Genomic DNA, 26,037 nt, shown 5'->3' with positions numbered 1-26,037 from the left:
TCAAGCAAATGAATAGAATATGAATGTTGAAATCATCATTGGTTCAAACAAGCCCTGTTTTAATGACCCCATCAAAACAAACCGATGAGGATGTAACATGAAAAAGAATACAATTATCGCAACAATCGCCGCCTTAGCTATTGCTCCTTCTATCGCGTTCGCGAAAGATAACGCTCAAAACCAATCAAACTTGCAGTTTAACGGTCCTGTCACTGTGGAAAAATTGGATGCCTTGCTAAACGACTCCAATATGTTTACTGAAAAAGATGTGGTCGTTGAAGGTAACTTATTGCGTCAAGTTCGCGCGGATAAGTTTGTCTTTAGCGATGGTTCCGGTGAAGTGATGGTCGAACTCGATGACGATATTCAGCTAAATACTCCGATTGATCACACGACTAAAGTCCGTCTGTTTGGCGAATTTGAAGGCGGGAACAAACCAGAGATTGAAGTCGAACAACTCGTAGTCATGTAAAACAAACCCCGATTGCTGTGCATATCAACATGATGTAGTGACGATTACAGCTAAATAGTGACGGCAAGCACTTAAAATGATAGCTTTATCAATCTTGGTCTGCTTTTTGCAGACCATTTTTTGTTCATTTTAATCATCTTGCCCGGAGACACCATGCTAGGTAAAGCTCTAAAGGTTGCAGCCTTTGGTTTGTGTGCTATTTTGCCACTTTCCGCACATGCAAATAATTTCAACTACAACACGATGGAATTTCGCATGGGCACTAGCCCTGGTACATTTGGTGGCGAGTTCAATACCTACTTTACAGAGAATACCCATTTCATTGCTCGCGCAGACAGTGAGTTTAGCGGAGACTGGGACATTGCTGGTGGTATAGGCTTTAATGGGCCAGCAGGCCAATTTGCAGATATTTATGGCCAAATGTTGGTACACAACATTAAAGAGAACGGCAGTGATAAAGTGGGTGACGAGTGGCGCACGGAAGTGAATATTGGCACTCGTATTTGGTTTATGCAAAATGTTGAGCTACATGGCCGTATCGGCCAAATCATAGATAATGACGATTCGAACACCATTTACAATCTGGGCGCACGATTCCACTCAACTCAACAACTATCGCTTGGTGCAGATTTCAAAAATAATGGTGTCTATGGCCAGCAAATTGTAATGTCTGCTCGTTTTGCATTTTAGTGGATATGACTACCAGGCATCACAAGCAAGCATATGATTCAATAAAAATAGCCTCCGATTTTGGAGGCCATTTTTTGCTAATCAAGAATTATTAGCTTGTAGCAGAAACTAGCTTTAATACATCAGTTTTTAGCGGTTTTTTTAGGTTTATCTTGCACATATTTTTTCGATACATCCACAACGGCAATATCTCTAAAAAAGCTTCGACCAAGCAAAATTGGAAACGTCATATGTCCGCGATCCGCTAACGTAAACTCTGTCTTTTCTTTGTGATCCCCAACGGTAATGTAGGCTTTTACCACCGCTCGTTTATCCACCTCTTCTGACGAAGACTGCTTAACTTTAGCCCAGCGCTCAACGGGTACTTTAAATTCTTTGGTGTCTTTGTCACCTAAATCTATCTTAAATTTAACCCAGTCTTTACCATCACGCTCAAACGGAACAATGTCAGTCGCACTAATTGATGATGTTGTCGCACCTGTATCGACTCTAGCCTTGAAAGTCTGGTCAATTTCAGGAACATAAACCCATTCTTCAGAACCAAGAATTAACATGCCATCGGGTGTTTTTGTGACCTTGACTGGCTTCTTAGGCTTTGGTTCCGGCTTTTTCTCAGGTTTCGCTTCTGGTTTGGGCTCCACCTCTGGCTTTGGATCTACATCAGGTTTCACTTCTGGCTCGACTTTAACGGGCTCTTCGACCTTTGGCGACTCTGGCTCAACAGGTTCCTGCGTCGTTTGAGTTGACGTACAAGCAATTAAACTGCCGCTCATCATAAGCGGCAGAATCAGTTTCCAGTTTTTCATCCACACTCCAATTAAGCTTGAGATACTTTCTTAATTGCGTCCGCTACGTATGGAATATGAGTTTCGGTAAGTCCGGCAATGTTAATTCGACCATCGCCAACACCATAAATGCCATAATCTTCACGCAGTTGCGCCATTTGGTTTCCACTAAAGCCTAGCACAGTAAACATGCCTTTGTGACCCTCAATGAAATCAAATTGATCTGTATTATGGTTGTTTCTCAACTCGTTACACAAACTTTGACGAAGGCTAACCAAACGATGTTGCATTTCACTCAATTCTTGCTTCCAAACGGAAGTGAGATTGTCATCTTGCAGAATGGTCTTAACTAAAGCTGCACCATGGTCGGGTGGCATCGTGTAAGTAGAGCGAGCTAGAGTGAGGAGTTTACCTTTTGCATTGGTTACATCATGCATGTTCTTACCAACCACAATCGCTGCACCAGTTCGTTCACGGTACAGACCAAAGTTCTTCGAACATGAAGTAGTAATCAACATCTCTTCAACGTTATCTGCCATAAAACGAAGACCTTTTGCGTCTTCTTCTAGGCCATCACCGAAGCCTTGGTAAGCAATGTCCACAAATGGGATGAAACCGTTCTTCTGCGACAATTCTGTAATGGCTTGCCAAGCAGAGAAGTCAATATCCGCACCAGTTGGATTGTGGCAACAACCATGAAGAAGTACCACATCTGAAGGCCCAGCTTTCGCAAGATCATCCATCATTTTTGCGGTGTCTACTTGTTTCGTTTCCGAAGAGAAATAGTGGTAGAACTTAACTTTAAGGCCTGCTGCTTCCATCACTGGCTTGTGGTTTACGTAGCTTGGGTTGGAAATCCAAACCGTCGTATCTGGCTGTGCGATCTTCATTAGATCACCGAGCATACGCAGCGCACCACTTGCACCTGGCGTTTGAATAGCTGCAACACGATCCATTGCAGACGTTCCCGTCAGCAGCAAATCGATCATGCTTTTATTAAATTCTTCGCAACCCGCAAGACCAACATAAGACTTGGTTTTTTGAGTTTCAACAACGACATCCTGCGCCATTTGAATGGCTTTCATAATCGGCGTTTCGCCTGCGCTGTTTTTGTATACGCCAATGCCAAGGTCAACCTTGTTTGGACGTTCATCGTTACGGTATGCAACGGATAGAGATAAAATAGGATCTAATACGGGAGTTGGGAGATTAGAAAACATGAAAGTCATAACCCTTTGAAATTCAAGTACCGAACCTCACGTTAACACCATCGCAAAAAATGACGAAATGATTTTTCACTTATTTCATCAATTAGAGAACAAAATTCTGGATTGCGGTGAGTTTTGTGCGCTCTATCGTTCAGAAAAAGAACGATTCACTCCTCGTCGTACCAATCCACTCTACCGTTTTTTCTAAACTCTCTTGGTGTCATGGTCGACCACGCTTTAAAACGTGTACTAAAGTTAGCGCTTGTCGGATATCCGACTATTTCTCCAATATGCTGAATTGGCCATTCTGTTGAACGAAGTAACCTAGCAGCATATTCCATGCGCATACGCGTTAAATGTGCCATTGGGCTTCGACCAAACTGCTTTTGAGTCAGTCGATGCAAATGAGGCTCCGAACATGGATATAGAGCCGCCACCTGCTCAACGCTCCAATCCTTATGGAGCTGACGTTGGACAAGGTCAAATACACGCCGAAGCCTCAATTGGCTGCGTGATATCGACTCTGAGGGCGGCATGTTTAACATCAGCTCTAACTGAGCCACACTATGCTCACCTACCGCACCAACATAATCGATTGGAAGGTGAATGCTGCGTAGTAGTGTTTGGATACATGCATACATCACTTCAGGTGTAGATGAAAGCTGATAGCGAACATCACATTCTAATATCGGCCACTCTCTATCAGGAGCAAGAAAAAGCCACGCGATCTGCCAAGGTTCTTCTTCTATACCAAAACCGTTTTCAACACCTGCGGGTACTGTAATCAACGAGCCCGGTTCCAAATCGTATCGATAAGTCCCACTCTCTAGCCACCCTTTACCACGCACCGTATAGAGCAGCATGTGTTTCTTTTGGTTTTTACGATAAACAGAGAAGAAGTCACGACAAGTGGCAATGCCGCACTGCACAATGCCTCTCTCCTCAAGTGCTAATACTCGACTGTGATCAATAAACTCTTGATAAGTTTTTTCTGAAATCGCGTAGCGTTCTTGTTTATCTTCCATGATTTATTGGCTCACATGTGCGTTAGTAGAGAGTTTTACAAAGGTTTTGGATTCCTTTGAAAAATACACCGCCAAATCATGAGGATAAACTACTCGCATTAATCTTTAAGGAGAAATGCGATGCTCTTAACACGCGAATACATCGATAAAGCATTTTGGCAAAAGCTGATTACGATTGGCCTACCTGTTTCACTTCAGTCCATGCTTTTTGCTTTGCTCGGCGTCGTGGATATTTTCATGGTAAGCCTACTCGGAGAATCTGCAACGGCAGCAGTTGGAGTTGGAAATCGTATCTTTTTCTTCAACCTAGCGGTTGTCTTTGGCCTGTGCGGTGCAGTTACCGTACTTGCTTCTCAATACTACGGCTCAGGAAACCTAGCCGGAATTCGCAGAACGTTGGCGCAATCTTGGTTTATTTCCATTTTGGTGACGCTGCCGTTTATCGTTCTTTATGCGATTTTTGATGAAGAGATCGTCTCTTTTATGTCAGACGATCCTGAATACGTCACTTATGCACGTGATTATCTTGTGGTTACGGGCTTTAGCCTCATTGCTACGGCGATAGTAGTACCGATTGAAGCGGTATTGCGCTCCGTGGGCCAAACCAAACTGGCAACCAACGTTAGTATCTCCGCCATTGTCGTTAACGTCGCGCTTAATTATGTTTTGATTTTTGGTTTATTTGGTTTCCCTCAATGGGGCGTATTTGGTGCAGCCGTAGGTAGTTTTGTTTCTCGATTTTTCCAAACCGCCGTCTTGATTTATTTTTTCTACAAACGATATGCTTACCTAATTCCGACTAAGTTCGATTGGGTACAAGGCCGCCTAAAACAGTATCGAAAAAAGTACTTTAAGGTTTCTTTACCCATGTTGGTCCACGATGCGCTTTGGACTGGTGGATTGATCGTTTACAGCATCATCTATGGGCAATTGGGCGTTTCAGAACTGGCGATCATCTCATTCTTATCACCGATTGAAGGGGTACTGATTTCAACCTTTATGGGATTTGCGGTCGCTGCATCCGTTCTTCTTGGGAATGATATTGGTGCAAAACATTATGACCGAGTCGAGAAAACGGCGTGGTGGTATGTGTTAACCAGCGCAATCTTAGCCACCTTGCTGTTTTTCCTAGTGTGGTTGAGCTCGCCCATGATTCATCACCTATTGGTACTGAGCCCGTTAACCGATGCAGACATGGCACTTAACGTATGTTTAGTCATGGCGCTAGGTATGATTTTGAGGGTGTTTAACATGGTTGGGATTGGCGGCGTACTAAAGAGTGGCGCTGATATTCGCTATAGCATTTTCATCGACACGTTCGGTCAGTGGGCTATTGGCATCCCCCTTACTTATTACACAGGCATGGTGCTAGGGCTGCCTTTGCATTTTGTCTTGATGTCTCTGCTCGCGGAAGAGTTAGTGAAAGGCGTACTGACGACTTACCGTATTCAATCTAAACGTTGGATAAATAATATGGTTGAAGATGACCAATCGGTGACAGCGTAACCAAAAAGACATTAACGAACTCACACCAAAAGGGCTCACCCGTTATGCACGCGTGAGCCCTTTTTATGTGCGGAGAATGCTTGATTAGATGTCCGTAAAGCGATGAATGATTTGGTTTGAACTGCCACGCCATTCGAGATTGAGGTCTTTCTTGTCTTGTTCAAACTTACCATCAATCAAAACATCGATGTATTGCACCACTTCCCTTTGCGCGTCATTCAGTTCCGTCAGCGTGTAGCCAGTCCAAACCCAAATGTCTTTACCTGGGCACTCCTCTCTCACCCTTTTCACTATCTTCAAAATATGAGGCACATTAGCAGGGTGAAGCGGATCTCCACCCGACAACGACAAGCCACGGCGTTTGATACGCGTGTCGTTTAAGTCAGCGATGATTTTGTCTTCCGCTTCTTGCGTGAAAAGTACACCAGAATCCAAACGTTGCGTCGACTGGTTATAACAGCCACGGCACTGATGCACACAACCCGACACAAACAGCGTACAGCGCGTACCCGGTCCGTTAACAACGTCAATTGGATAGTATTGGTGGTAATTCATAATGCGTCTCTGTGTTATCGCGAAAGAGAAAATCAACCTGTTTAAAGTTGATTTTCAAAGTGTAAAACGAGTGGTAGTTAACCTTACAGGTGTTTAACTCGGCGCTTCACTTCTTCTTGCTTACCGAAGTTAAACGGGCGTGCATCTGGGCTGCCTAGGTAGCCACAAACACGACGTGTCACTGACACTTTGGTTGAATCATGGTTGCCACAGCTTGGGCAAGTGAAGCCTTTACTTGTACAGTCAAACTCACCGTTGTAACCACACTCGTAACACTCATCAATTGGCGTGTTAGTTCCGTAGTAAGGCACTCGGGTGTAACTGTAGTCCCATACGTTTTCTAGTGCTTCAACGTTACGTTGCATGTTCGGGAACTCGCCGTAACAGATAAAGCCGCCGCTTGAGATTTCTGGGTAAGGCATCTCAAAGTCGATCTTGTCGTATGGGTTCACCTTCTTCTCAACATCTAGGTGGAAGCTGTTGGTGTAGTAACCTTTGTCTGTTACGCCTTCAATTACGCCGAACTCTTTCGCATCGATGCGGCAGAAACGGCTACATAGGTTTTCACTTGGCGTTGCATATAAGCTGAAACCATAACCTGTTTCGTCAGCCCATTGATTCACAGCATCTTTTAGATGCTTGATGATCGCGACCGCTTTTTCACGCAAAACAGCGTCATCATAAACGTGCGCTTCTGTACCGAATAGCGCGTTAATTGTCTCGTGTACACCGATGTAACCAAGAGAAATAGACGCACGACCGTTCTTGAAGATATCTGCGATTGAGTCGTCTGCTTTCAAGCGAACACCACATGCGCCTTCCATGTATAGGATTGGGGCCACACGTGCTTTCACGTTTTCAAGGCGAGAGATACGTGTCTCTAGTGCTTTACGAGCAAGACGTAGGCGGTCATTTAGAAGCTCGTAGAATTTCTCTTCGCTTCCGTTTGCACGGATAGCGATACGAGGAAGGTTCAAGCTCACGACGCCAAGGTTGTTACGACCTTCGTGAATCAGCTCACCGTTTTCTTCGTAAGTACCAAGGAAGCTACGGCAACCCATTGGCGTTTTGAATGAACCGGTTACTTCCACTACTTTGTCGTAGTTAAGAATGTCTGGGTACATACGCTTAGACGCACACTCAAGCGCAAGTTGCTTGATGTCGTAGTTTGGATCTTCTGATTTGTGGTTCAAACCATCTTTGATGCCGAATACAAGTTTAGGGAATACCGCTGTTTTACGGTTCTTGCCTAGACCTGCAATACGATTCTTCAGAATCGATTTCTGGATAAGGCGTGATGCCCAGCTTGTACCAAGACCAAAACCAAACGTAACGAATGGTGTTTGACCGTTCGCCGTGTGTAGCGTGTTTACCTCGTACTCTAGAGATTGGAACGCGTCGTAACACTCTTTCTCAGTGCGTGCTTTTGCGAACTCTTCTGGCTCAGCAATGTTCCACTCTTTTGCGATCTCTAGGTGTTTCTCGTAGCTTGTGATTACGTACGGTTCTAGAACCTCATCAATACGGTTGATGGTTGTACCGCCGTAAATGTGGCTCGCGACTTGAGCAATGATTTGCGCTGTTACCGCTGTTGCAGTCGAAATTGATTTTGGCGTATCAATCTCAGCGTTACCCATTTTAAAACCATGCGTCAGCATGCCTTTAAGATCGATAAGCATACAGTTAAACATTGGGAAGAACGGTGCGTAGTCTAAATCGTGGTAGTGAATGTCACCCACTTCGTGCGCTTGAACCACATCGCGAGGAAGAATGTGCGTCTTCGCATAGTGTTTCGCTACGATACCAGCCAACAAGTCACGTTGAGTCGGAATTACTTTGCCGTCTTTGTTCGCGTTCTCGTTGATTAGATCCAGATTACTTTCTTCAATCAAACCTTCGATTTCGCGAGTTAGTGCACTTTGCTTCTCACGAGCGATGTCGCGATCGTGGCGATATTCAATGTAAGAACGCGCTAGGGCTTTGTAAGGACCTTGCATGAGTTCATTTTCGACTAAGTCTTGAATCTCATGGATGTGAACTTCATCGTGTTCTCTTAACTGTAACTCGACAGCAAGAGCCACATTAAGAGCATAAATAGCGACATCTTTATCTTTGTTTTCCGCTGCTGCTTCAACTGCTGCTTGGATACGATCCCTGTTGAACGGAGCTCTTGATCCGTCGCGTTTGATTACGATTGGTTTCACCTTGTTCTCCTTACCCGAGCATACTCACAGAGTTATCCACAAACACACTATATGGGGTTATTTTTTATTCTAGCAACACAATATATTGTGGCGTATTTAACGAGAAGCACCACTCGAAAACATTGATTTTGATCAATAAAGATTGGCTAGCGAACAAGAAGAAATCGATCTTATTGGCGTTGATCTCAGTTGCGAAGAAAACCATGAAAATTGCAAAATTGGTACTAAATCTACTTGCTATTTTTGGAGGTCTTGTAGGATAAAGGATGGAAAGGAATACGCTAAAAGATAGGAGTGCAACAGGCCAAAATGCGATCACTTTTTGTTACGTTAATATTACTTTTTAGTTCTCTTTCATTTGCTCAAAACTCCATCAATCTAACCAGTTGGAACATAGAATGGTTATCTATAGATGGTGGAAAAGTGTCGAGAACACCACAAGATTTTGAAAAACTGACCCACTATGTGGATAAAACACAAGCCGACATTCTTGCTTTTCAAGAAGTCGAAAGCGTCGCTGCAATGCAAAAAGCTGTTGGCAATGACTTCACTATCTATCTTTCCGATCGTTCAAACGCCTCCAACCGACACCTTCAGTTTAACGACACCAACCAATACACAGGCTTTGCCGTGCGCAATGGCGTAAGCGTATTAGACAAGCCAGACTTCTCTATCACACGAGGCAACAGCAAGCTTCGCTTCGCGAGCTACCTTGTTTTAAATCCAAACCAAGAAAACGAGACTCACCTACTCTCTGTACATCTGAAAGCGGGTTGCAGTGGCGCGTATCGTAATAACCGCGATTGTAAGATAGTGAAACAACAAGGACAGGCACTAGCTAAGTGGATAAAGGCGCGCGAGGACAACAAACAACATTATGTCGTGCTTGGCGACTTTAACCACAACTTGGGTTATCAAGGAGATTGGTTATGGGACGTGATATCGGACAATACTAGTGCAAAGCTAGTGACTAAAGACACTAAAGCGGAATGTAAAGTGCGTTCTAATCGTAATCCGAATAAAACCCACCAATTCCGCTCGGTGATAGACCACATTATTGTGAGTGGTGATTTAAAGGCGTCGTCTGGTGTTCAAACCGTTTTCAAAACACAAGATGTACTCGACTATAAACTGAGTGACCATTGCCCGGTTTCTACGACACTCACTTTTTAGCGTTTAAGTTCTCTGTTAACGTTGAGATACTCTTTTTTGCGTTGAAGAACTCTTTAGCCACGAACCATTCTTTTAGCGGTGAATGACCCAACCAACATTGCCGCTATAAAGAGCAGAACTTGTGTGTTGCCAGTAAAAAGGCTGGCAACCGCAGGACCAGGACACACACCCAGTAAGCCCCAACCAATACCAAACAGTGCTGCACCACCGACTAACTTTTTGTCTATCGTTTTAGAAGTCGGACAGACAATCTCATCACCAAACACAGATTCGCTTCTTGGCTTTATTAATAAAAGATAAGCTGGAACGAACACCGCAAGTGCTCCGCCCATTACAAAGGCTAAGCTTGGGTCCCATGAACCGGTAATATCAAGAAAGCCGATCACTTTTGCCGGATCTGCCATACCAGAGACCACCATACCAATACCAAAGAGCACACCAGAAAATGCAACAACGGACATTTGCTTAATACTTTTCATTACGTGAGTTTTCATAACGACACTATTCCTCACGATACTAGCAAGACGGTTAACATGGCTGTGGCCATAAAAGTACACGTCGCGACCACAGAACGGATTGAGAAACGCCCTATCCCACAAATGCCATGACCACTAGTACAACCATTGCCGATACGCGTACCGACACCGACTAACAAGCCAGCAACGATAACTAAAACAACAGAACCGCTGTACTGTTCTGGTACATGCCCGCCAAGAACATAAACAGCAAACACGCCACCTAATACCATCGCAATTAAAAAAACAATGCGCCAAACGCGATCTGCGTTCTCAACGGCACCGTTTAAGATCCCACTGATCCCAGCAGTCTTGCCAGTAAATAGCATCAGTGTTATCGCTGATACGCCAACTATTATGCCGCCCAAAAGCGACATCCAAGGAACTTCAAACATAGCAACCGCCAAACTAATTACTTACAGAAAACTTGCTTAAATGCCTCAACCAGCGGACCAACTCTTTCATCAGAAATTGAATAAAATACCTGCTGAGAAACCTTCCTAGCTTTAATGATGTCGTGCTTTCTCAATACGGTTAGATGTTGTGAAAAAGCAGATTGGCTTAATGATGAACCTTCAAACAGTTCACCGACCCCTTTCTCGCCTTCAATCAGCTTACACATCACGATTAGGCGCTCTGGATGAGCCATAATTTTAAGTAGCTCACTCGCTTCGGTCGCACTTTGTAGCATACTGTCGCCCATTCTTATGCCTCTTCATTACTACATTACATTTTATTAGATATTACTAATTAATATTATTAAGTCAATGCTAATGTAGATTAAATAATATTAGACTCAGCTAATTTATTTAAGTAAGGTGTAGGCGTTTTCGATCATTCAGCAGGAGAAATCCATGAGCAAAATCGTGATTATTGGTGGGGTTGCTGGCGGTGCATCTGCAGCAGCTCGCGCTCGTCGTCTTAGTGAAGACGCAGAAATCATTATGTTTGAACGCGGTCCATTTGTGTCATTTGCAAACTGTGGCTTACCCTATCACATTGGTGGCGATATCCAAGAGCGCAGCAAACTGCTTCTTCAAACGCCTGAGAGCTTTCTAGCGCGTTTCAATGTTGATGTCCGTGTGATGAACGAAGTGGTTTCTATTAACCGTCAAGACAAAACGGTTACGGTTAACAATTTGCTTGATGGCTCTGAATACCAAGAGAGCTACGACTTTCTTCTACTCAGCCCTGGCGCAGGTCCAGTTGTGCCAGCTATTCCGGGTATTGATAACCCGTTAACGCACTCGCTGCGCAATATTCCAGATATGGATCGCATCATTAAAACGATCGAAACCAACAAAGTTGAACACGCTACGGTCGTTGGTGGTGGTTTTATCGGTTTGGAAATGATGGAAGCCTTCCACCAGCTAGGCATAAAAACCACATTAGTCGAAATGGCGGATCAAGTGATGACGCCCGTTGACCGTGAAATGGCTGGCTTCGCACATGCTGAAATTCGTGAGAAAGGCATCGACCTTAAACTTGGCGTCGCACTTGAGTCGGTGAAATTCGTACCTAACGAGCACGTGGCAAGTTTCGACTCTGGTGAAAGCGAAAAACACCAACATCTAGAAGGTGAATTGGAATTAACACTAAACAATGGTGAAAGACTCACCACCGATATTTTGATTATGGCAATTGGTGTTCGCCCCGAGACCAAATTAGCAAAAGAAGCTGGCTTAGAAATCGGCGCTCTTGGTGGTATTTATACCAATGAATACATGCAAACCAGCGATCCTTCGATCTACGCTGTCGGCGACGCGGTAGAAGAGAAAGACTTTGTGACTGGCGAGCAAACTCTAGTGCCACTTGCGGGCCCGGCAAACCGTCAAGGCCGAATGGCAGCAGACAACATGCTTGGCCGCCAAGAAACTTACCAAGGTACGCAAGGCACGGCGATCTGTAAGATTTTTGATTTAGCCGTCGCTTCTACTGGTAAAAACGAGAAACAACTGAAACGTGAAAACATCGCTTATGAAAAAGTGTATGTGCATACAGCAAGTCACGCGAGTTACTACCCAGGTGCAGAAACCGTGTCATTCAAAATGCTGTTTGATCCAGTAACAGGTAAAATATTAGGTGCGCAAGCAGTAGGTAAAGACGGTGTTGATAAACGTATCGACGTAATGGCAGTTGCTCAGCGTGCTGGTATGACGGTAGAGCAACTGCAACACCTCGAGCTAACTTACGCGCCACCTTATGGCTCTGCTAAAGATGTAATTAACCAAGCGGCGTTTGTGGCAAATAACATCATCAAAGGCGATGCGACCGCGATTCATTATGATGAAATGGATTCACTGACAGAAGACCAACTGTTACTTGATGTTCGTAATCCTGGTGAATTGGAGTCCGTTGGTTATCTTGAAGGTGCAATTAATATTCCTGTCGATCAACTACGTCGTCGCATGCACGAACTTCCTAAAGACAAAGAGATCGTGATTTACTGTCAAGTTGGGTTACGCGGTAACGTAGCATACCGTCAGCTGGTCAACAATGGTTACAAAGCCCGCAACTTGATTGGTGGATACAGAACACTCAAATTTGCTCGCTTATAACTTGATAATAAAAAAGAGAAAACCTTGTGCTTGGTTTTCTCTTTTTTTGCAGGAAAGAAAGCGTAGATCATTCACCTTCAATTGCCAAACGGACTGCTGCTTGAGCATGGATAGAAGTGGTATCGAGTAGTGTAACATCGGTGTGACTTTGGTTTACAAGTAAGGCAATTTCAGTGCACCCGAGAATCACAGCTTCAGCTCCCTGCTCTTTTAGTTTTTCAATAATTTGCAAGTATATCGTCCTTGACTCCTCTTTGATTTCACCTTGGCATAACTCTTTATAAATAATGTTATGTACTTTAGAGCGGTCGTCTTGATCGGGAATGATGACATCAAGCCCATAACGGTCGGAAAGCCTTCCTTTATAAAAGTCTTGCTCCATTGTGAATTGAGTACCAAGGAGTCCGACCTTTTGAACCCCTTTCTCACGAAGTAACTCAGCAGTCGCGTCTGCGATATGTAGTATGGGGATATTAATACTGGCTTCAATTTGAGGCGCAACTTTGTGCATTGTGTTAGTACAAATAAGAATAAAGTCAGCGCCCCCTTTTTCTATTGAAGATGCAGCATCAGATAGAATGCTTGCCGTTTCTTCCCATTTACCTTGATGTTGAAGTTTCTCTATCTCCGAAAAATTCACGCTATACATACAAATTTTTGCGGAATTTAGGCCGCCTAACGCCTCTTTGACTCCTTCGTTGATCAATTTGTAATAGCTAAGCGTCGACTCCCAGCTCATACCACCTAGAAGGCCGATAGTTTTCATATAACTCTCCAATCGTTATACACCACCGTGTCAGGGGGGTTACAAACAAAATTAACCACTTAAATAAGAAGCATTCAAGCGTATTCACTATTGAGCATTGGGTAACACGAAAATAAAATCATTCCCACAGGGACCGCTGCGCGATTCTCATATATCCTCGCAATATCGTTACCGCACTTCCAGAAAGTTTAACGTGCTCAGTGCTTAACAACTCTGTATGAACGACCCCACTTCTCTTGGAGGCTTGGAAGCCTTTCAGTTGCTTTTTGTTGAGCTCTTTAGCCCAGTAAACACATAAAGCGCAATGTGCAGAGCCTGTAACTGGGTCCTCATTAACACCTACCCAAGGCGCGAAGTATCGAGAGACAAAATCGGCGTCAGTGCTTGATTGAGCAGTGATGACGACGCCACGGCCTTTTTGTTTAAGCAGCGCACCAAAATCAGGGTTGAGCTGTTCAAGCACAAATTCATCATTAATGACGACCAACTGCTTATTATCAAAATGACCGTAGGCGACTACATTGGCGGCATCTAGCCCCAAACCATGAAGTAAGTCTTTGTTAATACTAGCTCGCATATCTAAAGTTGGAGCAGGAAACACCAAATGAATTTCTTCATGATCGAGTTGTGCAGTTAAAACCCCAGATAGCGTAACGAACTCAATCGTATCTCCAGTATTATATAACCCCTGCTCTTTCAGAACGTGCGCCGTTGCAAGTGTGCCGTGTCCACACAAAGCAACTTCCGTTCTCGGTGTAAACCAACGAAGTTGCATTGTACTGAGTGACAGAAATGCCGTTTCAGATAACGACATCTCGGCCGCGATGGCCAACATCGTTTCCTCATCAAGGCTTGACTCTGTGATACAAACACCCGCGGGATTACCTTTGAAAACCTCTGATGTAAACGAGTCAACCTGAAAAATTTTAACTTCCACGAAATATCCTTAAGTTCTATCAAACACGTAATTCTGTATCACGTGATTTTTAATATCTGTTGTTTGAGCGAAAAAACCTATGAAATTTTCTACCAACCTTATAGGTCTTGTTGGAAGCGCTAACAAACAGGAGAATGTAGTTAATTATGCAAAACGTAAAAAGCCATCATCAATGTGACTCAATTGGATATCTTATCGGAGTTTTCGGCGTTTCTTTAGTTCTAATATGGATTGGTATTTATAAATTCACACCTACAGAGGCCAAGCTTATACAACCGCTCGTTGAAAATCATTTTCTGATGAGTTGGTTGTATGATGTGATGTCAGTTCAAGCCGTATCAAACATCATTGGCGCAACAGAAATCATTGTCGCTATTGGATTAATCGTTGGCCTTAAAAACACACGAGTCGCTTATTTTTCTGGCATAGCCGCCGCAATTATTTTTCTTGCGACACTCAGCTTTCTAATTACGACACCGAATACATGGAAAGTGTCTGATGGGGTTTTGGTGACAAACTTCTTTTTAGTAAAAGATATTCTATTTTTAGCCATTGCGATTAGCGTCATCGAACGAAACAAGCCAAACAGAGAATAACTCTAAATAGTTCGAAATCTTGTTTTTCCAGAACGTAGCCTGAAAGGTGCAAACGACTTACAAGTCGAATGGTTCTGTCAATAACTCTAAACAAAGGCTCTTAAATTTAGAGTGTTTAAGAGTCTTTGCCTCTTAATTATGCGAAACAACATCCTAGCGTAAAGTGAAAAGAAAAGCCTTTCACTCTACTGCTAAGGTTTATTGATACTTTGCCGAAGTAATGAACTCACCGAATGTCTCGCACCATACAACAACCGTATTGTATTCAGAAATTGAAGTGCTTTGAGGAACCTCAACAACGAAGTTATCGAACGTTTTGACATCACCAATTAAGCTCATCTCAGATTTAAGGTCATTAAACGCTTGTTCCGTTTCGACAAACTTAGGAGATAGATAGAGTTTATAGTCTGGTCCGGGAGCGAGTTTTCCTACCAACGTAATGACTTCAGAACTCAAATGAATCTCTCCCTCTCCCCAATGAAAAGCATCGCTACCTTTGAGTTCCCTCTTAAACACTGCGCTGTATTCTGCGCCTTGCTTACTCTTAGCAACTTGCTCATCGGTCGGCGCAGGTGGTGCAATAAGGATCGGTAAAGTATAGATACCTATCGCAATGCCAATAGAAACTGACACTAAGTGACTGATTGTTAATTTAATTATATTTTTCAAGGTCATAAGCATCTTCTTATTAGTTTTACTACTTGAATTTAGATTCAAATCGGCCTTATCTGTCTATTATCGAGCAGCATAATGTCATTAACATTATACACAAGCTATGCGCACTAAATGCAGACTGAGCGCAATTAAAAACGGCTGATAATTAATATCAGCCGTTTGCTTATCGGAAATGTCGTTGTGCCGGTTTGGTCACTATTCCGCTTCCACCAAAGCGATCTTATCGGATGTCGATTTTTCCAATTTTATCGCAATAAACTTAGAGGTTGGCGTAAACGTTCTATCCCCATAACTGTCCAAAGGAACTAATGGGTTTGTTTCTGGATAGTAAGCCGCCGCCTGACCTGCTGGCACATCATAGGCAACAAGCGTAAATCCGCTTACGCGACGCTCTACGCCATCTTCCCATAATGACACCATGTCCACTTTGTCGCCCGGTTCAAAACCGAGTTTACGAATATCCGCTTCATTGATAAACAGCACTTCGCGCATACCAAATACTCCACGATAACGGTCATTCAAGCCGTAAAGTGTCGTATTGTATTGGTCGTGTGAGCGCATGGTTTGCAAGATCAAATCTGGCTTTTGGCCTTTTTCGAGTATCGCTTCGCTGATCAACTGCTTCGGCAACTCGCTAGAGCTGAACTGCGCTTTGCCGCTTGGTGTATTCCATCGACGCTCGGCAGCTGGGTTTACCAAGTGGAATCCACCTGGGTGTTTAAGCTTATGGTTAAAGTCGGTAAAGCCCGGAATCGTGTCGGCAATCAAATCGCGAATACGGTCGTAATCTTCAATCGCCCACAACCAATCAATTGGTTTTGCTCCAAGTGTAGCATTGGCAATACCGGCAATAATCGCTGGTTCTGAACGCAAATGCTCCGAACGCGGTTTTAGCTGACCAAATGAAATATGTACCATGCTGAAGGTATCTTCAACCGTCACGCCTTGTGGGCCAGTCGCTTGCTGATCAATCTCAGTACGGCCTAAGCATGGAAGAATAAGCGCATCTTTACCTGTGACAAGGTGAGAACGATTTAACTTCGTCGAAATGTGTACGGTTAAATTACAGTTTCGCATCGCGTTGTGCGTACGTTCTGTGTCTGGCGTTGCTTGTGCAAAGTTGCCGCCCAAACCGATAAATACTTTCGCTTGCCCTTCTTCCATCGCTTTAATGGCTTGCACAGTGTTGTGGCCTTCACCACGCGGGACGTCAAAGTTAAATCGACTTTCAATGCGATCCAACAACAGATCTGAAGGTTTTTCATCAATGCCCATCGTACGGTCGCCCTGAACGTTACTGTGACCACGCACTGGTGAAAGCCCCGCTCCCGGCTTACCAACGTTACCTCGTAACATTTGCACGTTTGCGACTTCTTTAATGGTTGGCACAGAGTGACGATGCTGAGTCAACCCCATCGCCCAACACATGATCACACGTTCTGCACGTCGATACATGCTCGCCACCATCTCGATTTCACTTAAATCAAGACCCGATTGTTCCGCGATGTGTTCCCAAGAGGTTGCGTCCACTTCAGCCAAATACTCATCAATACCTGTTGTGTGTTGCTTGATGAATTCACGATCAAATACCGCTTTTCCACCGTTTTGCAATGCCTTGCGTTCCCATTGCAACAAGAATTTCGCGATGCCACGAAACACTGCCATGTCTCCACCTAAAGCAGGACGCAGGTACGCCGTGTTGGTAGGCTCTGAACCGTTACTCAACATCTCAATCGGCATCTGTGGGTTTTGGAAACGCTCTAATCCGCGCTCTTTCAGCGGGTTTAGACAGATAACCTGTGCTCCACGTTTTACCGCTTCACGCAGAGGTTCAAGCATTCGTGGGTGGTTCGTACCCGGGTTTTGACCAATCACGAAAATCGCATCAGCTTCTTCAAAATCATCAAAGATCACTGTGCCTTTACCAACGCCAATGGTGTCTTTCATCCCGATAGCACTGGCTTCGTGGCACATGTTGGAACAATCTGGAAAGTTATTGGTACCGAATGCGCGCACAAATAGCTGATACAAAAACGCCGCTTCGTTGCTTGCACGACCAGAGGTATAAAACTCAGCTTGGTGTGGTGAATCCAATTGATTGAGATGTTTCGCGACAAGTGCAAAAGCCTCATCCCAAGAGACTGGCACGTAGTGATCGGATTCAGCATCGTATCGCATTGGGTGCGTGATACGGCCTTGGTATTCCAACCAGTAATCGGTTTGCGTTGAGAGAGAAGAAACGCTGTGATTGGCAAAAAACTCAGGATCAACCAGACGATTGGTCGCCTCCCAGTTTACCGCTTTCGCGCCATTCTCACAGAAATTGACTTTACCACTATCTGGCGACTCGCCCCATGCACATCCAGGGCAGTCGAAACCGCCATTTTGGTTGGTTTTGAGCATAGTGCGAATGTTTTTAACTGCATTTTCACTGCCCCACCAACTTCTGGTTACGGCTTTCAGTGCACCCCAACCACCAGCTGGACCTTTGTATGTTTTTATTTGTTCTTTTTGGCTCACGACTTTACTCCTCGCAGATATACCAGCAAGCAGGGTGCCCGTGAAAACAAGCGCGTTATTTATTGAGATAATGCGGAAGTATTGAAGGGCTTAGTTTCTAATCCATGTATTTTTTAATCCAAATAAGTAACCACTCAACATGCTCTCGCTTGTCCGAGCGTTTACTTATCTAGATTCTTGATATCGGATACCCGCCTACTGCTTCTAAGACTGTTAGATTCAATGCGCATTGTTGCGTCTTGATCTAAATCAAAGATTAAGTCGTTATTCAATATGCGTCCAATTGATAATCCTGACCGAGTGATAAACAAAATCTATGACGAATTTTTCCACTGACGGTCATCACATTTTTAATCAATACAATTTATGAGGTTAATCGTTTTCCCATCCGATTCCACCTAGTTCGCTTAACGAACTCAATAAAATCGCCACTCTTGATAATAGATAATATCTATCACACTATAGATACTTTAAATTTGACCCTAATTAATATCAGGAATAGCCTTGATTCAGATCAATTTTGAGTGAGGTTTTATTCTTGACTTGGTTTTGGTTTTCCATTCCCCAGTTAAAACGCTCCAGCGCTTAAAAAGTACGGTAGTGCTGTGCCCTTTTTAGGGAGTTCCCCCCGTACATGTGACTCACAACGCAAGGTTAACAAGCCATTATGGATATCAAACAACTTAAATATCTCATCGCACTTGAACAGACCAAACACTTTGGTCAAGCCGCCGCATTGTGCCACATTACGCAGCCTACCTTGTCCATGAGAATCCGAAGCTTAGAGGAAGAACTCGATCTCGAATTAATCCAAAGAAGTCAAAGATTTGAAGGGTTTACTGAAGCAGGAGAACGCATTTTAGCTTGGGCGAAAACCGTCTTAGCCGCTCATGATGGACTGCAAGCCGAGGCTGCTAACTGCCGTGGTCAGTTGGTCGGTTCACTTCGGCTTGGAATGGTGCCACTCGCCAGCCAAAACCCGATGGAATTGCTCAAACCATTAGCTCAACAGTTCCCTGAGTTACGCTTTCAAATACTCTCCATGACGACCGAACAGATCATAGACCAACTCAATCGCAATCAACTTGATTTGGGGATGTGTTATGTCGATCAAGTTAACACCGCTTACTTCGATGTTATCGAGCTATACTCGACCAAACTTGGCGTTTTATTCGATGAGCGTCATTTCGATTTTGCCGAATCTGAAGTGTTGTGGGAGTCACTCAATAACATTCCGCTAGGGCTGCTTTCGAAGGGTATGCACTATCGCCACTCAATTGATCTTAGCTTTGTGAGTAAAGGGCTGGTTCCGCAAACCGTCATTGAAAGTAACTCCACCTTTCACTTGATCCAAGCAGTAACCAGTGGCCTTTGTTGCGCCATTATGCCGCTGAACTGTGGATTAGAAGAGTTGAACGATACGCTTCGCATTATCCCTATCGAAGAAGCCGCCGTTCACGCCCCGCTAGGTTTGTTAAAGCGAAAACAAGAACCCTTTTCCGCGCTAACCGATCAGTGCTTCGCAGAAGCAAAAAACATATTCAATCGATAACAACAACCCACACGTCAATGTTTGGCATACATAACGGCTTATGAGGTGATTTCATGAGATGTACTACTCAATCTTATTTTGAACTATCCGATTTCAATCAAGCACCACCTCAACCAAGTGCGTTCAATTACCGAGAATTGATTGATGGCCGCCCAGTGCAACAAATGTCGCTGGCGAGTGAATCCGCCTTAGCTATCAGCTACAACGGCATTAGCCAAGCGGTCATGATGGTGACGCCAGGCCATCTGGAAGACTTCGTAAAAGGATTTAGCCTAAGCACAGGCATCGTCCACGACTTCAAAGAGATCAAAGACATTGAAGTTGGTGGCGATCACGAATCTCACTATGCGGAAGTGGAAATCAGCAACCGCGCTTTCTGGGCGTTAAAAACACAACGCCGGAATCTTGCCGGCACAACTGGATGCGGCATTTGTGGTGTCGAGGCTCTGGAACAAGCTTTGCCTGATTTAGCACCGCTAACACCGTCTCTTCCTCCGCGCTCCGATGTATTCGAAGGGCTGCGAGACAAAGTCGCACTGCATCAAGAAGCCGCACGTGAATCTGGCGCGTTACACGCCGCCTTATTTGCAGATTTACAAGGCAACATCAAGTTGTGCCGAGAGGACATCGGCCGCCACAACGCGCTAGATAAGTTGATTGGCGCATTGGCCAACAATCACATCGAACCTCAAAGTGGCTTCGCAATCATGACAAGCCGTTGCAGCTTAGAGTTGATCCACAAAGCCGTTCGCGCGCGTATCCCCACTCTGGTTTGCTTATCTGCACCGACAGCGTTAACCGTCGAATGGGCAAGAAGAAACCATTTGAACCTAATTCACTTCCCAAAACACGGCTCGCCGCGTCTATACAGCCCTGCGCCTTAACACGTCAACTTAGCCGAATTCCTAATATTTCGAACAGAGACCTCCGGGTTTCTGTTGTTTGCTTCTCATTCCCAATTGATACTTAGCGACAAGCCACTATTCTCTCCAACCAAACGTGCTCCCCCCTTGCCAGCACTAAGCTTACGCATATTAACCCGTTTGCATTTGAACGCTTTCCAATCCGATAAGAACCCAGTCAAAAACCCATAGATTAGTAAGGATTTTGTGTGACTCTTTTCACGCTTTTCCTCCTTCCTAGGCATTTCTAGGAATTTTTCCTAGCCGATCTAGGCAACCATCTCATGTGCCTCACAAAACCACTCTCTAGAATTCCGCTCAGTCAAAGGTAACAAGAGCGCATAACGGTCTCCGTTGTGTTTCTAAAACAATTACAAGAGAGTTCATCATGTTAAAATTCCTCGAACAGGTGCGGAAGCCGACCCTCGATCTTCCTGTCGAAGTTAGAAGAAAGATGTGGTTTAAACCGTTCATCCAATCTTACTTGGTCGTATTTATCGGCTACCTAACCATGTACTTGATTCGTAAGAACTTCAATGTCGCGCAAAACGACATGATCTCAACTTACGGTTTGAGCATGACAGACCTAGGTCTTATTGGCCTTGGCTTCTCCATCACATACGGCATCGGTAAAACCGTTGTGTCTTACTACGCTGACGGTAAGAACACCAAGCAATTCCTCCCTTTTATGCTGATCCTTTCTGGTCTTGCAATGCTTGGTTTCAGCTTCAGCATGGGCGGCGGTAGTGCAAGCCTGTTCTTGATGGTGGCTTTCTACGCTCTGAGTGGTTTCTTCCAAAGTACTGGTGGCCCTTCTAGTTACTCAACCATTACAAAATGGACACCTCGTAACAAACGCGGCTCTTACCTAGGCTTGTGGAACATGTCACACAACGTTGGTGGTGCGGGCGCAGCGGGTGTTGCTCTTTTCGGTGCCAACTACCTATTCGACGGACACGTAATCGGCATGTTCGTGTTCCCTTCTATCATCGCGATCATCGTTGGTTTTATCGGTATGCGCTTTGGTAGCGACTCTCCAGAAGCTTACGGTCTAGGTAAAGTAGAAGAACTTTTCGATGAAGCAGTGAGTGAAGAAGACACCGCCGCTGAAGAAAACCAGATGACCAAAAAAGAAATCTTTGTTGAATACGTTCTTAAAAACAAAGTTATCTGGCTACTTTGCTTTGCCAACATCTTCCTTTACATCGTTCGTATCGGTATCGACCAATGGTCAACGGTATACGCGTACCAAGAACTTGGTCTGTCAAAAGAAACGGCAATCTCTGGCTTTACTCTATTCGAAGTCGGTGCGCTTGTGGGTACTTTGATGTGGGGTTACTTATCTGACTTAGCAAACGGTCGCCGCGCATTGGTTGCTTGTGTGTCTCTTGGTTTGATCATCGTATCGCTTGAGTTCTACCAACACGCCACTAGCGAGTTCATGTACTTAGCCTCACTATTTGTATTGGGCTTCTTGGTGTTTGGTCCGCAACTTCTTATCGGTGTTGCCGCGGTTGGTTTTGTCCCTAAAAAAGCAATCAGTGTGGCTGACGGCGTAAAAGGTACATTCGCTTACCTAATCGGTGACAGCTTCGCGAAACTTGGTCTCGGTATGATTGCAGACGGTACACCTATCTTCGGCTTAACAGGTTGGAAAGGTACCTTCGCAGCTCTAGATACCTCCGCCATGATTTGTATTGTTTTGCTTGCTTTCGTCGCTATCGCGGAAGAGAAGAAGATTCGACACGCGAAGAAGCTTCAACTTGCACAAAACCAAGCCTAACTTCTCTGCGCGCTTTACTTCGGTAAAGCGCGCAAGATCATTAAAATGAGTTGATCAATTCAGTATCATTAAAGGTTTTTCTATTGGCTCCTGTTGGAGCTTATTGTTGTTAGTCGTCTGCTCTATTTGGTTGTAATAATGATTCATGTTGCTCTAGTTGATGATCACGTCATCGTGCGTTCAGGTTTCGCACAATTATTAAATTTAGAAAGTGATATTACCGTTGTCGGTGAATTCGGCTCTGTCGCCGAAGCGCGCAAAGGCTTGCCTGCGGTACACCCTCATGTCGTCATCCTAGATATCTCCATGCCAGATGAAAGCGGCTTAAACTTTCTTAGCGAAATACCAACTGGCATTGCCTGCGTGATGCTTAGCGTGCATGACTCCCCTGCGATGGTGGAAAAATCACTAAAGCTAGGTGCAAAAGGCTATCTTAGTAAACGCTGTAGCCCAGACGAACTTATTCAAGCCGTGAGAACCAGTGCTTCTGGCGGCTGTTACCTCACATCAGATATTGCACTTAAACTTGCAACGCCTAGCGACAACACCACCTCTCTATGCCAACTGACAAAACGTGAAAACGAGGTATGTCAGCTACTTGCGACCGGGTTGGATGTAAAGTCTGTCGCGGCAGAGCTTGGCTTGAGCCACAAGACCGTGCATGTGCATCGTGCGAATGCCATCGACAAACTCGGCGTGAAAAACAACGTTGAGCTCGCCAAACTATTTTCTCAAGAGTCCTTTTAATGCGAGCTTACGCTGTTACCACCATTTGCGGACTATTTGTTATGGCTTGCGCCTGGTTCTGCTTATGGGTGATTGCCTATTACTTTGTCAATGATCCCGAACTGGCGATCTTATTGTTTCCTTTCGCTTTAAGATTAGGTGTCGCCCTACACACTCGCACCGCTTATTGGCCGACGATTTACCTTTCGGAGTGGGGACTTTCCATCGCACTTGCAATGTTACTGGGTCAACCGCAGTGGCTTACCGTGCTGATTGCGAGCATTGCCAGTATCCCGGTCACTCTGATTGCGAAAAAATACTACTACGGAGACCAAAACCGCCACTTAGCCGTCATGGGCATTGTGATCATCATTACCGCCTTCATCAACGTAATGGCGGTCGGATTTCACGTGCCTTCTGTTTACATGGTATGGCTGGCTAGCATTTCTGGAGGCTTGCTCGTGGTGCCTATGTGCTACCTGTTGTGGAGCTATTTGTTCCAAAGTCGTTGGTCTCCGCTTAGCTCTCTCCTACTTAGTAATGCCGTCGTATTTCAGGTGCGTCATATCGTGCTTTATGCGCTGCTTTTGATCGGCAGTATTTTGGTGCAAACCAGTTTACCTGAAGAGCTAAAACGATTTGCGCCATTTTGTATGGCTATCCCAATTATCGTGTTGGCACTTCGTTACGGCTGGCAAGGAGCCCTGCTCGCCACCATGCTCAACAGCATTGCGCTGATTGCGGCTCGCAGCGGCGTATCAAATCTAGAAATCACCGATTTGTTATTATCTCTCTCGGCGCAAACCATCACCGGCATTATGCTCGGCTTAGGGGTTCAGAAACAAAAAGACCTCAATCACAAACTGCGCGGCGAACTTGCACGCAATCAGAATTTGTCTCGCCAGCTTATCAAAGCGGAAGAATCGGTAAGACGCGATATTGCGCGCGAGCTACATGACGAAATCGGCCAGAACATCACGGCAATCCGCACACAAGCCAACATCATTAAGCGGGTAAATAACACAGAAACACGCGTAGGTTGCGCAGACATGATTGAAGGACTTTCGCTCAACGTGTACGACACCACTAAGCGACTGTTGAGCAAGCTAAGACCCAAAATGCTGGATGATTTGGACTTGAAAGAATCCGTCGAGCAACTGACGCGAGAGATGGAATTCGCCAATCACGGAACAACTGTTCAACTGAACTGGCAAGGCGATTACACCAGCCTGAGTGACACACTCAAAGTAACCCTATTCCGTTTATGCCAAGAGTCATTAAATAACGCTGCCAAGTACGCAGAAGCGCAGTTGATCAATATTGAACTGACAATTGGAGAAGCTGCGGTGTCACTGATGATTCACGATGATGGTGTCGGATTCAAAGTTCAGGACAGCATGAAAGGCATGGGCGTTCGCGGCATGCAAGAACGTGTGCACGCGTTAGGTGGAAAAATGGTTATCTACTCCACCAGCGATCAAGTGATCGGCACACAAATCAGCATTACTTTACCTAAGGTGTAACTCAAGATGTTTGGATTTTTACGTTCACCTAAATTTACTCAACCGAGCCTGAGCAACGAGCAAATCGACCAGCGTTACCACCATTGGCGTTTGCACATTATGTTGGGGATGTACATCGGCTACGCAGGTTTCTACTTTACCCGTAAGACCTTTAACTACGCCGCACCAGCGATGATTACCGATCTTGGCTTAGATAAAGGCGATTTGGGCCTTATCGGTACACTTTTCTACATTACTTACGGCTGTTCGAAGTTTATTTCTGGCACGATTTCGGATCGCTCTAATCCTCGTTATTTCATGGGATTAGGATTGATTGCGACAGGTCTGGTCAATATCGCGTTCGGTTTTTCTAGCTCACTCGCGGCTTTCATTACTCTGTGGATCTTAAACGCGTGGTTCCAAGGCTGGGGCTGGCCTTCATGCTCCAAGCTGTTAACCACTTGGTATTCACGCTCCGAGCGTGGCTTCTTATGGGCCATTTGGAACACCGCACACAACGTTGGTGGCGCGCTGATCCCTATTTGGGTGGGCTATTTAACGTTGCACTACAGCTGGCGTGAAGGCTTTATTCTACCCGGCATCATCGGGGTATTGCTCGGTCTATTCGTTTGTTGGCGATTGCGCGATAAACCCACAACAATGGGTTTACCAAGTGTCGGACAATGGCGCAACGACGCGCTAGAACTTGCGCAAGAAAATTACGGACGTGGCCTCACCTACCGCGAAATTCTGAAATCGTACGTATTTAACAACAAATACATCTGGCTGCTCGCGTTCAGTTATGTGTTGGTTTACATCGTTCGTACCGCAATCAATGACTGGGGAAACCTGTACTTGACCGAGCAGCATCACTATAGCCTGATTAACGCCAACGCTGCTCTGTCTATGTTTGAAATCGGCGGTTTTGTTGGTTCATTGGTTGCGGGTTGGGGCTCAGACAAACTCTTTGGCGGTAACCGTGGGCCAATGAACTTGCTGTTCGCGATTGGGATTTTCTTATCTGTCTCTGCGCTTTGGCTGATGCCTCTGACCAACTTTGCATTCCAAGCGGCGGGATTGTTCTCCATCGGCTTCTTTGTCTTTGGACCACAAATGCTGATCGGTATGGCGGCGGCGGAGTGCTCTCACAAAGACTCTGCCGGCGCGGCAACAGGATTCGTGGGCTTGTTCGCCTACATGGGCGCAGCATTGTCTGGTTATCCACTGGCGTTAATTCTTGAAGAATATCATTGGACGGGTTTCTTCATCACCATTTCAGTTTGTGCAGCCGTCATTGGCCTTTTGTTGCTGCCATTTTTGCAAGCGCAACCATCACGAAAACCACTCGAACCAAAACCTCGGTTATAAATCGACTTATCGCCCTTCG

At 44.9% G+C, this 26,037-nt stretch carries 24 protein-coding genes; 12 read left to right on the top strand and 12 right to left on the bottom strand.

What is annotated here, in order from left to right:
- The first annotated feature begins 97 nt into the window (after positions 1–97).
- Positions 98–472: a YgiW/YdeI family stress tolerance OB fold protein gene (locus R7E00_RS04055; RefSeq protein WP_005376220.1), complete on the top strand. Its 375-nt coding sequence runs from the start codon at positions 98–100 to the stop codon at positions 470–472.
- A gap of 153 nt (positions 473–625) precedes the next feature.
- Positions 626–1,162 (top strand): hypothetical protein, encoded by a 537-nt coding sequence (locus tag R7E00_RS04050; RefSeq protein ID WP_017634623.1) that lies wholly within the window; start codon positions 626–628, stop codon positions 1,160–1,162.
- A gap of 122 nt (positions 1,163–1,284) precedes the next feature.
- Here R7E00_RS04050 and R7E00_RS04045 read toward each other — a convergent pair whose 3' ends face one another.
- The 3 genes from R7E00_RS04045 to R7E00_RS04035 form a co-directional block, all read right to left on the bottom strand.
- On the bottom strand, positions 1,285–1,968 hold the full coding sequence (locus R7E00_RS04045) for an ATP-dependent zinc protease (RefSeq protein WP_005388032.1): 684 nt from the start codon (positions 1,966–1,968) through the stop codon (positions 1,285–1,287).
- Positions 1,969–1,979: 11 nt separating this feature from the next.
- Positions 1,980–3,167, bottom strand: a complete 1,188-nt coding sequence (locus tag R7E00_RS04040; RefSeq protein WP_017634625.1) for an aromatic amino acid transaminase — start codon at positions 3,165–3,167, stop codon at positions 1,980–1,982.
- A 155-nt stretch (positions 3,168–3,322) separates the two neighbouring features.
- Positions 3,323–4,180: an AraC family transcriptional regulator gene (locus R7E00_RS04035; protein WP_262606018.1), complete on the bottom strand. Its 858-nt coding sequence runs from the start codon at positions 4,178–4,180 to the stop codon at positions 3,323–3,325.
- A gap of 120 nt (positions 4,181–4,300) precedes the next feature.
- On the opposite strand from R7E00_RS04035, the gene R7E00_RS04030 reads away from it, so the two are divergent.
- Positions 4,301–5,686, top strand: coding sequence for an MATE family efflux transporter (locus R7E00_RS04030; RefSeq protein WP_005388027.1), 1,386 nt, complete (start codon positions 4,301–4,303; stop codon positions 5,684–5,686).
- 84 nt (positions 5,687–5,770) lie between these two features.
- Here R7E00_RS04030 and nrdG read toward each other — a convergent pair whose 3' ends face one another.
- Together nrdG and nrdD are read right to left on the bottom strand one after the other, a co-directional pair.
- Positions 5,771–6,241: an anaerobic ribonucleoside-triphosphate reductase-activating protein gene (nrdG, locus tag R7E00_RS04025; protein WP_005376213.1), complete on the bottom strand. Its 471-nt coding sequence runs from the start codon at positions 6,239–6,241 to the stop codon at positions 5,771–5,773.
- An 83-nt stretch (positions 6,242–6,324) separates the two neighbouring features.
- Positions 6,325–8,445: an anaerobic ribonucleoside-triphosphate reductase gene (gene nrdD, locus R7E00_RS04020; protein ID WP_005388026.1), complete on the bottom strand. Its 2,121-nt coding sequence runs from the start codon at positions 8,443–8,445 to the stop codon at positions 6,325–6,327.
- A gap of 309 nt (positions 8,446–8,754) precedes the next feature.
- Here nrdD and R7E00_RS04015 point away from each other — a divergent pair, with 309 nt between their 5' ends.
- A complete protein-coding gene (locus R7E00_RS04015) occupies positions 8,755–9,618 on the top strand; it encodes an endonuclease/exonuclease/phosphatase family protein (RefSeq protein ID WP_064369248.1) in 864 nt (287 codons plus the stop codon).
- A gap of 53 nt (positions 9,619–9,671) precedes the next feature.
- Here the strand turns inward: R7E00_RS04015 and R7E00_RS04010 are convergent, their stop codons facing one another.
- Genes R7E00_RS04010 through R7E00_RS04000 form a run of 3 tightly spaced genes read right to left on the bottom strand, consistent with a single transcriptional unit; the run spans position 9,672 to position 10,836 of the window.
- Positions 9,672–10,112 (bottom strand): YeeE/YedE family protein, encoded by a 441-nt coding sequence (locus tag R7E00_RS04010; RefSeq protein ID WP_239939094.1) that lies wholly within the window; start codon positions 10,110–10,112, stop codon positions 9,672–9,674.
- Between the two features lie 14 nt (positions 10,113–10,126).
- Positions 10,127–10,540 carry a YeeE/YedE family protein gene (locus tag R7E00_RS04005; RefSeq protein WP_372058356.1) on the bottom strand — a complete coding sequence of 138 codons (414 nt, stop codon included), beginning with the start codon at positions 10,538–10,540 and terminating at the stop codon, positions 10,127–10,129.
- A 5-nt stretch (positions 10,541–10,545) separates the two neighbouring features.
- Entirely contained in the window at positions 10,546–10,836 is a 291-nt protein-coding gene (locus R7E00_RS04000; RefSeq protein WP_005376206.1) for an ArsR/SmtB family transcription factor, read from the bottom strand.
- Positions 10,837–10,987: 151 nt separating this feature from the next.
- On the opposite strand from R7E00_RS04000, the gene R7E00_RS03995 reads away from it, so the two are divergent.
- A complete protein-coding gene (locus tag R7E00_RS03995) occupies positions 10,988–12,691 on the top strand; it encodes an FAD-dependent oxidoreductase (protein ID WP_053349908.1) in 1,704 nt (567 codons plus the stop codon).
- A gap of 67 nt (positions 12,692–12,758) precedes the next feature.
- Here R7E00_RS03995 and R7E00_RS03990 read toward each other — a convergent pair whose 3' ends face one another.
- Together R7E00_RS03990 and R7E00_RS03985 are read right to left on the bottom strand one after the other, a co-directional pair.
- Positions 12,759–13,457 carry an aspartate/glutamate racemase family protein gene (locus R7E00_RS03990; protein ID WP_054575437.1) on the bottom strand — a complete coding sequence of 233 codons (699 nt, stop codon included), beginning with the start codon at positions 13,455–13,457 and terminating at the stop codon, positions 12,759–12,761.
- Between the two features lie 118 nt (positions 13,458–13,575).
- Positions 13,576–14,394, bottom strand: coding sequence for a PhzF family phenazine biosynthesis protein (locus R7E00_RS03985; protein WP_054575436.1), 819 nt, complete (start codon positions 14,392–14,394; stop codon positions 13,576–13,578).
- 146 nt (positions 14,395–14,540) lie between these two features.
- On the opposite strand from R7E00_RS03985, the gene R7E00_RS03980 reads away from it, so the two are divergent.
- Positions 14,541–14,990, top strand: a complete 450-nt coding sequence (locus R7E00_RS03980) for a YkgB family protein (RefSeq protein WP_005376100.1) — start codon at positions 14,541–14,543, stop codon at positions 14,988–14,990.
- A gap of 198 nt (positions 14,991–15,188) precedes the next feature.
- On the opposite strand, the gene R7E00_RS03975 is transcribed toward R7E00_RS03980, so the two are convergent.
- Both R7E00_RS03975 and R7E00_RS03970 read right to left on the bottom strand, forming a co-directional pair.
- Positions 15,189–15,665 (bottom strand): DM13 domain-containing protein, encoded by a 477-nt coding sequence (locus R7E00_RS03975; protein WP_054575435.1) that lies wholly within the window; start codon positions 15,663–15,665, stop codon positions 15,189–15,191.
- A gap of 195 nt (positions 15,666–15,860) precedes the next feature.
- A complete protein-coding gene (locus tag R7E00_RS03970) occupies positions 15,861–18,185 on the bottom strand; it encodes an FdhF/YdeP family oxidoreductase (protein ID WP_085569020.1) in 2,325 nt (774 codons plus the stop codon).
- A 667-nt stretch (positions 18,186–18,852) separates the two neighbouring features.
- Here R7E00_RS03970 and R7E00_RS03965 point away from each other — a divergent pair.
- The 6 genes from R7E00_RS03965 to R7E00_RS03940 all read left to right on the top strand — a co-directional run bounded on the left by R7E00_RS03965 (position 18,853) and on the right by R7E00_RS03940 (position 26,018).
- On the top strand, positions 18,853–19,737 hold the full coding sequence (locus tag R7E00_RS03965) for a LysR family transcriptional regulator (RefSeq protein WP_054730252.1): 885 nt from the start codon (positions 18,853–18,855) through the stop codon (positions 19,735–19,737).
- A 53-nt stretch (positions 19,738–19,790) separates the two neighbouring features.
- The gene (gene fdhD, locus R7E00_RS03960; protein ID WP_085569019.1) at positions 19,791–20,621 is read left to right on the top strand and encodes a formate dehydrogenase accessory sulfurtransferase FdhD; all 831 of its coding nucleotides are present in this window, start codon (positions 19,791–19,793) and stop codon (positions 20,619–20,621) included.
- 406 nt (positions 20,622–21,027) lie between these two features.
- A complete protein-coding gene (uhpT, locus tag R7E00_RS03955) occupies positions 21,028–22,422 on the top strand; it encodes a hexose-6-phosphate:phosphate antiporter (RefSeq protein ID WP_021707729.1) in 1,395 nt (464 codons plus the stop codon).
- 138 nt (positions 22,423–22,560) lie between these two features.
- Positions 22,561–23,169, top strand: coding sequence for a transcriptional regulator UhpA (uhpA, locus tag R7E00_RS03950; protein ID WP_005376090.1), 609 nt, complete (start codon positions 22,561–22,563; stop codon positions 23,167–23,169).
- Positions 23,169–24,671: a signal transduction histidine-protein kinase/phosphatase UhpB gene (gene uhpB, locus R7E00_RS03945; protein ID WP_053307711.1), complete on the top strand. Its 1,503-nt coding sequence runs from the start codon at positions 23,169–23,171 to the stop codon at positions 24,669–24,671. Before uhpA ends, uhpB begins: the two co-directional genes overlap by 1 nt.
- 6 nt (positions 24,672–24,677) lie before the next feature.
- The gene (locus tag R7E00_RS03940) at positions 24,678–26,018 is read left to right on the top strand and encodes an MFS transporter (protein WP_053307712.1); all 1,341 of its coding nucleotides are present in this window, start codon (positions 24,678–24,680) and stop codon (positions 26,016–26,018) included.
- Positions 26,019–26,037: the final 19 nt, after the last annotated feature.

It is taken from the genome of Vibrio sp. Vb1755 (genome assembly GCF_033338635.1).
Lineage (GTDB): Bacteria > Pseudomonadota > Gammaproteobacteria > Enterobacterales > Vibrionaceae > Vibrio > Vibrio alginolyticus.
Note: the sequence above shows the minus strand (reverse complement) of the source record. Positions and strands in the feature narration are given on the sequence as shown.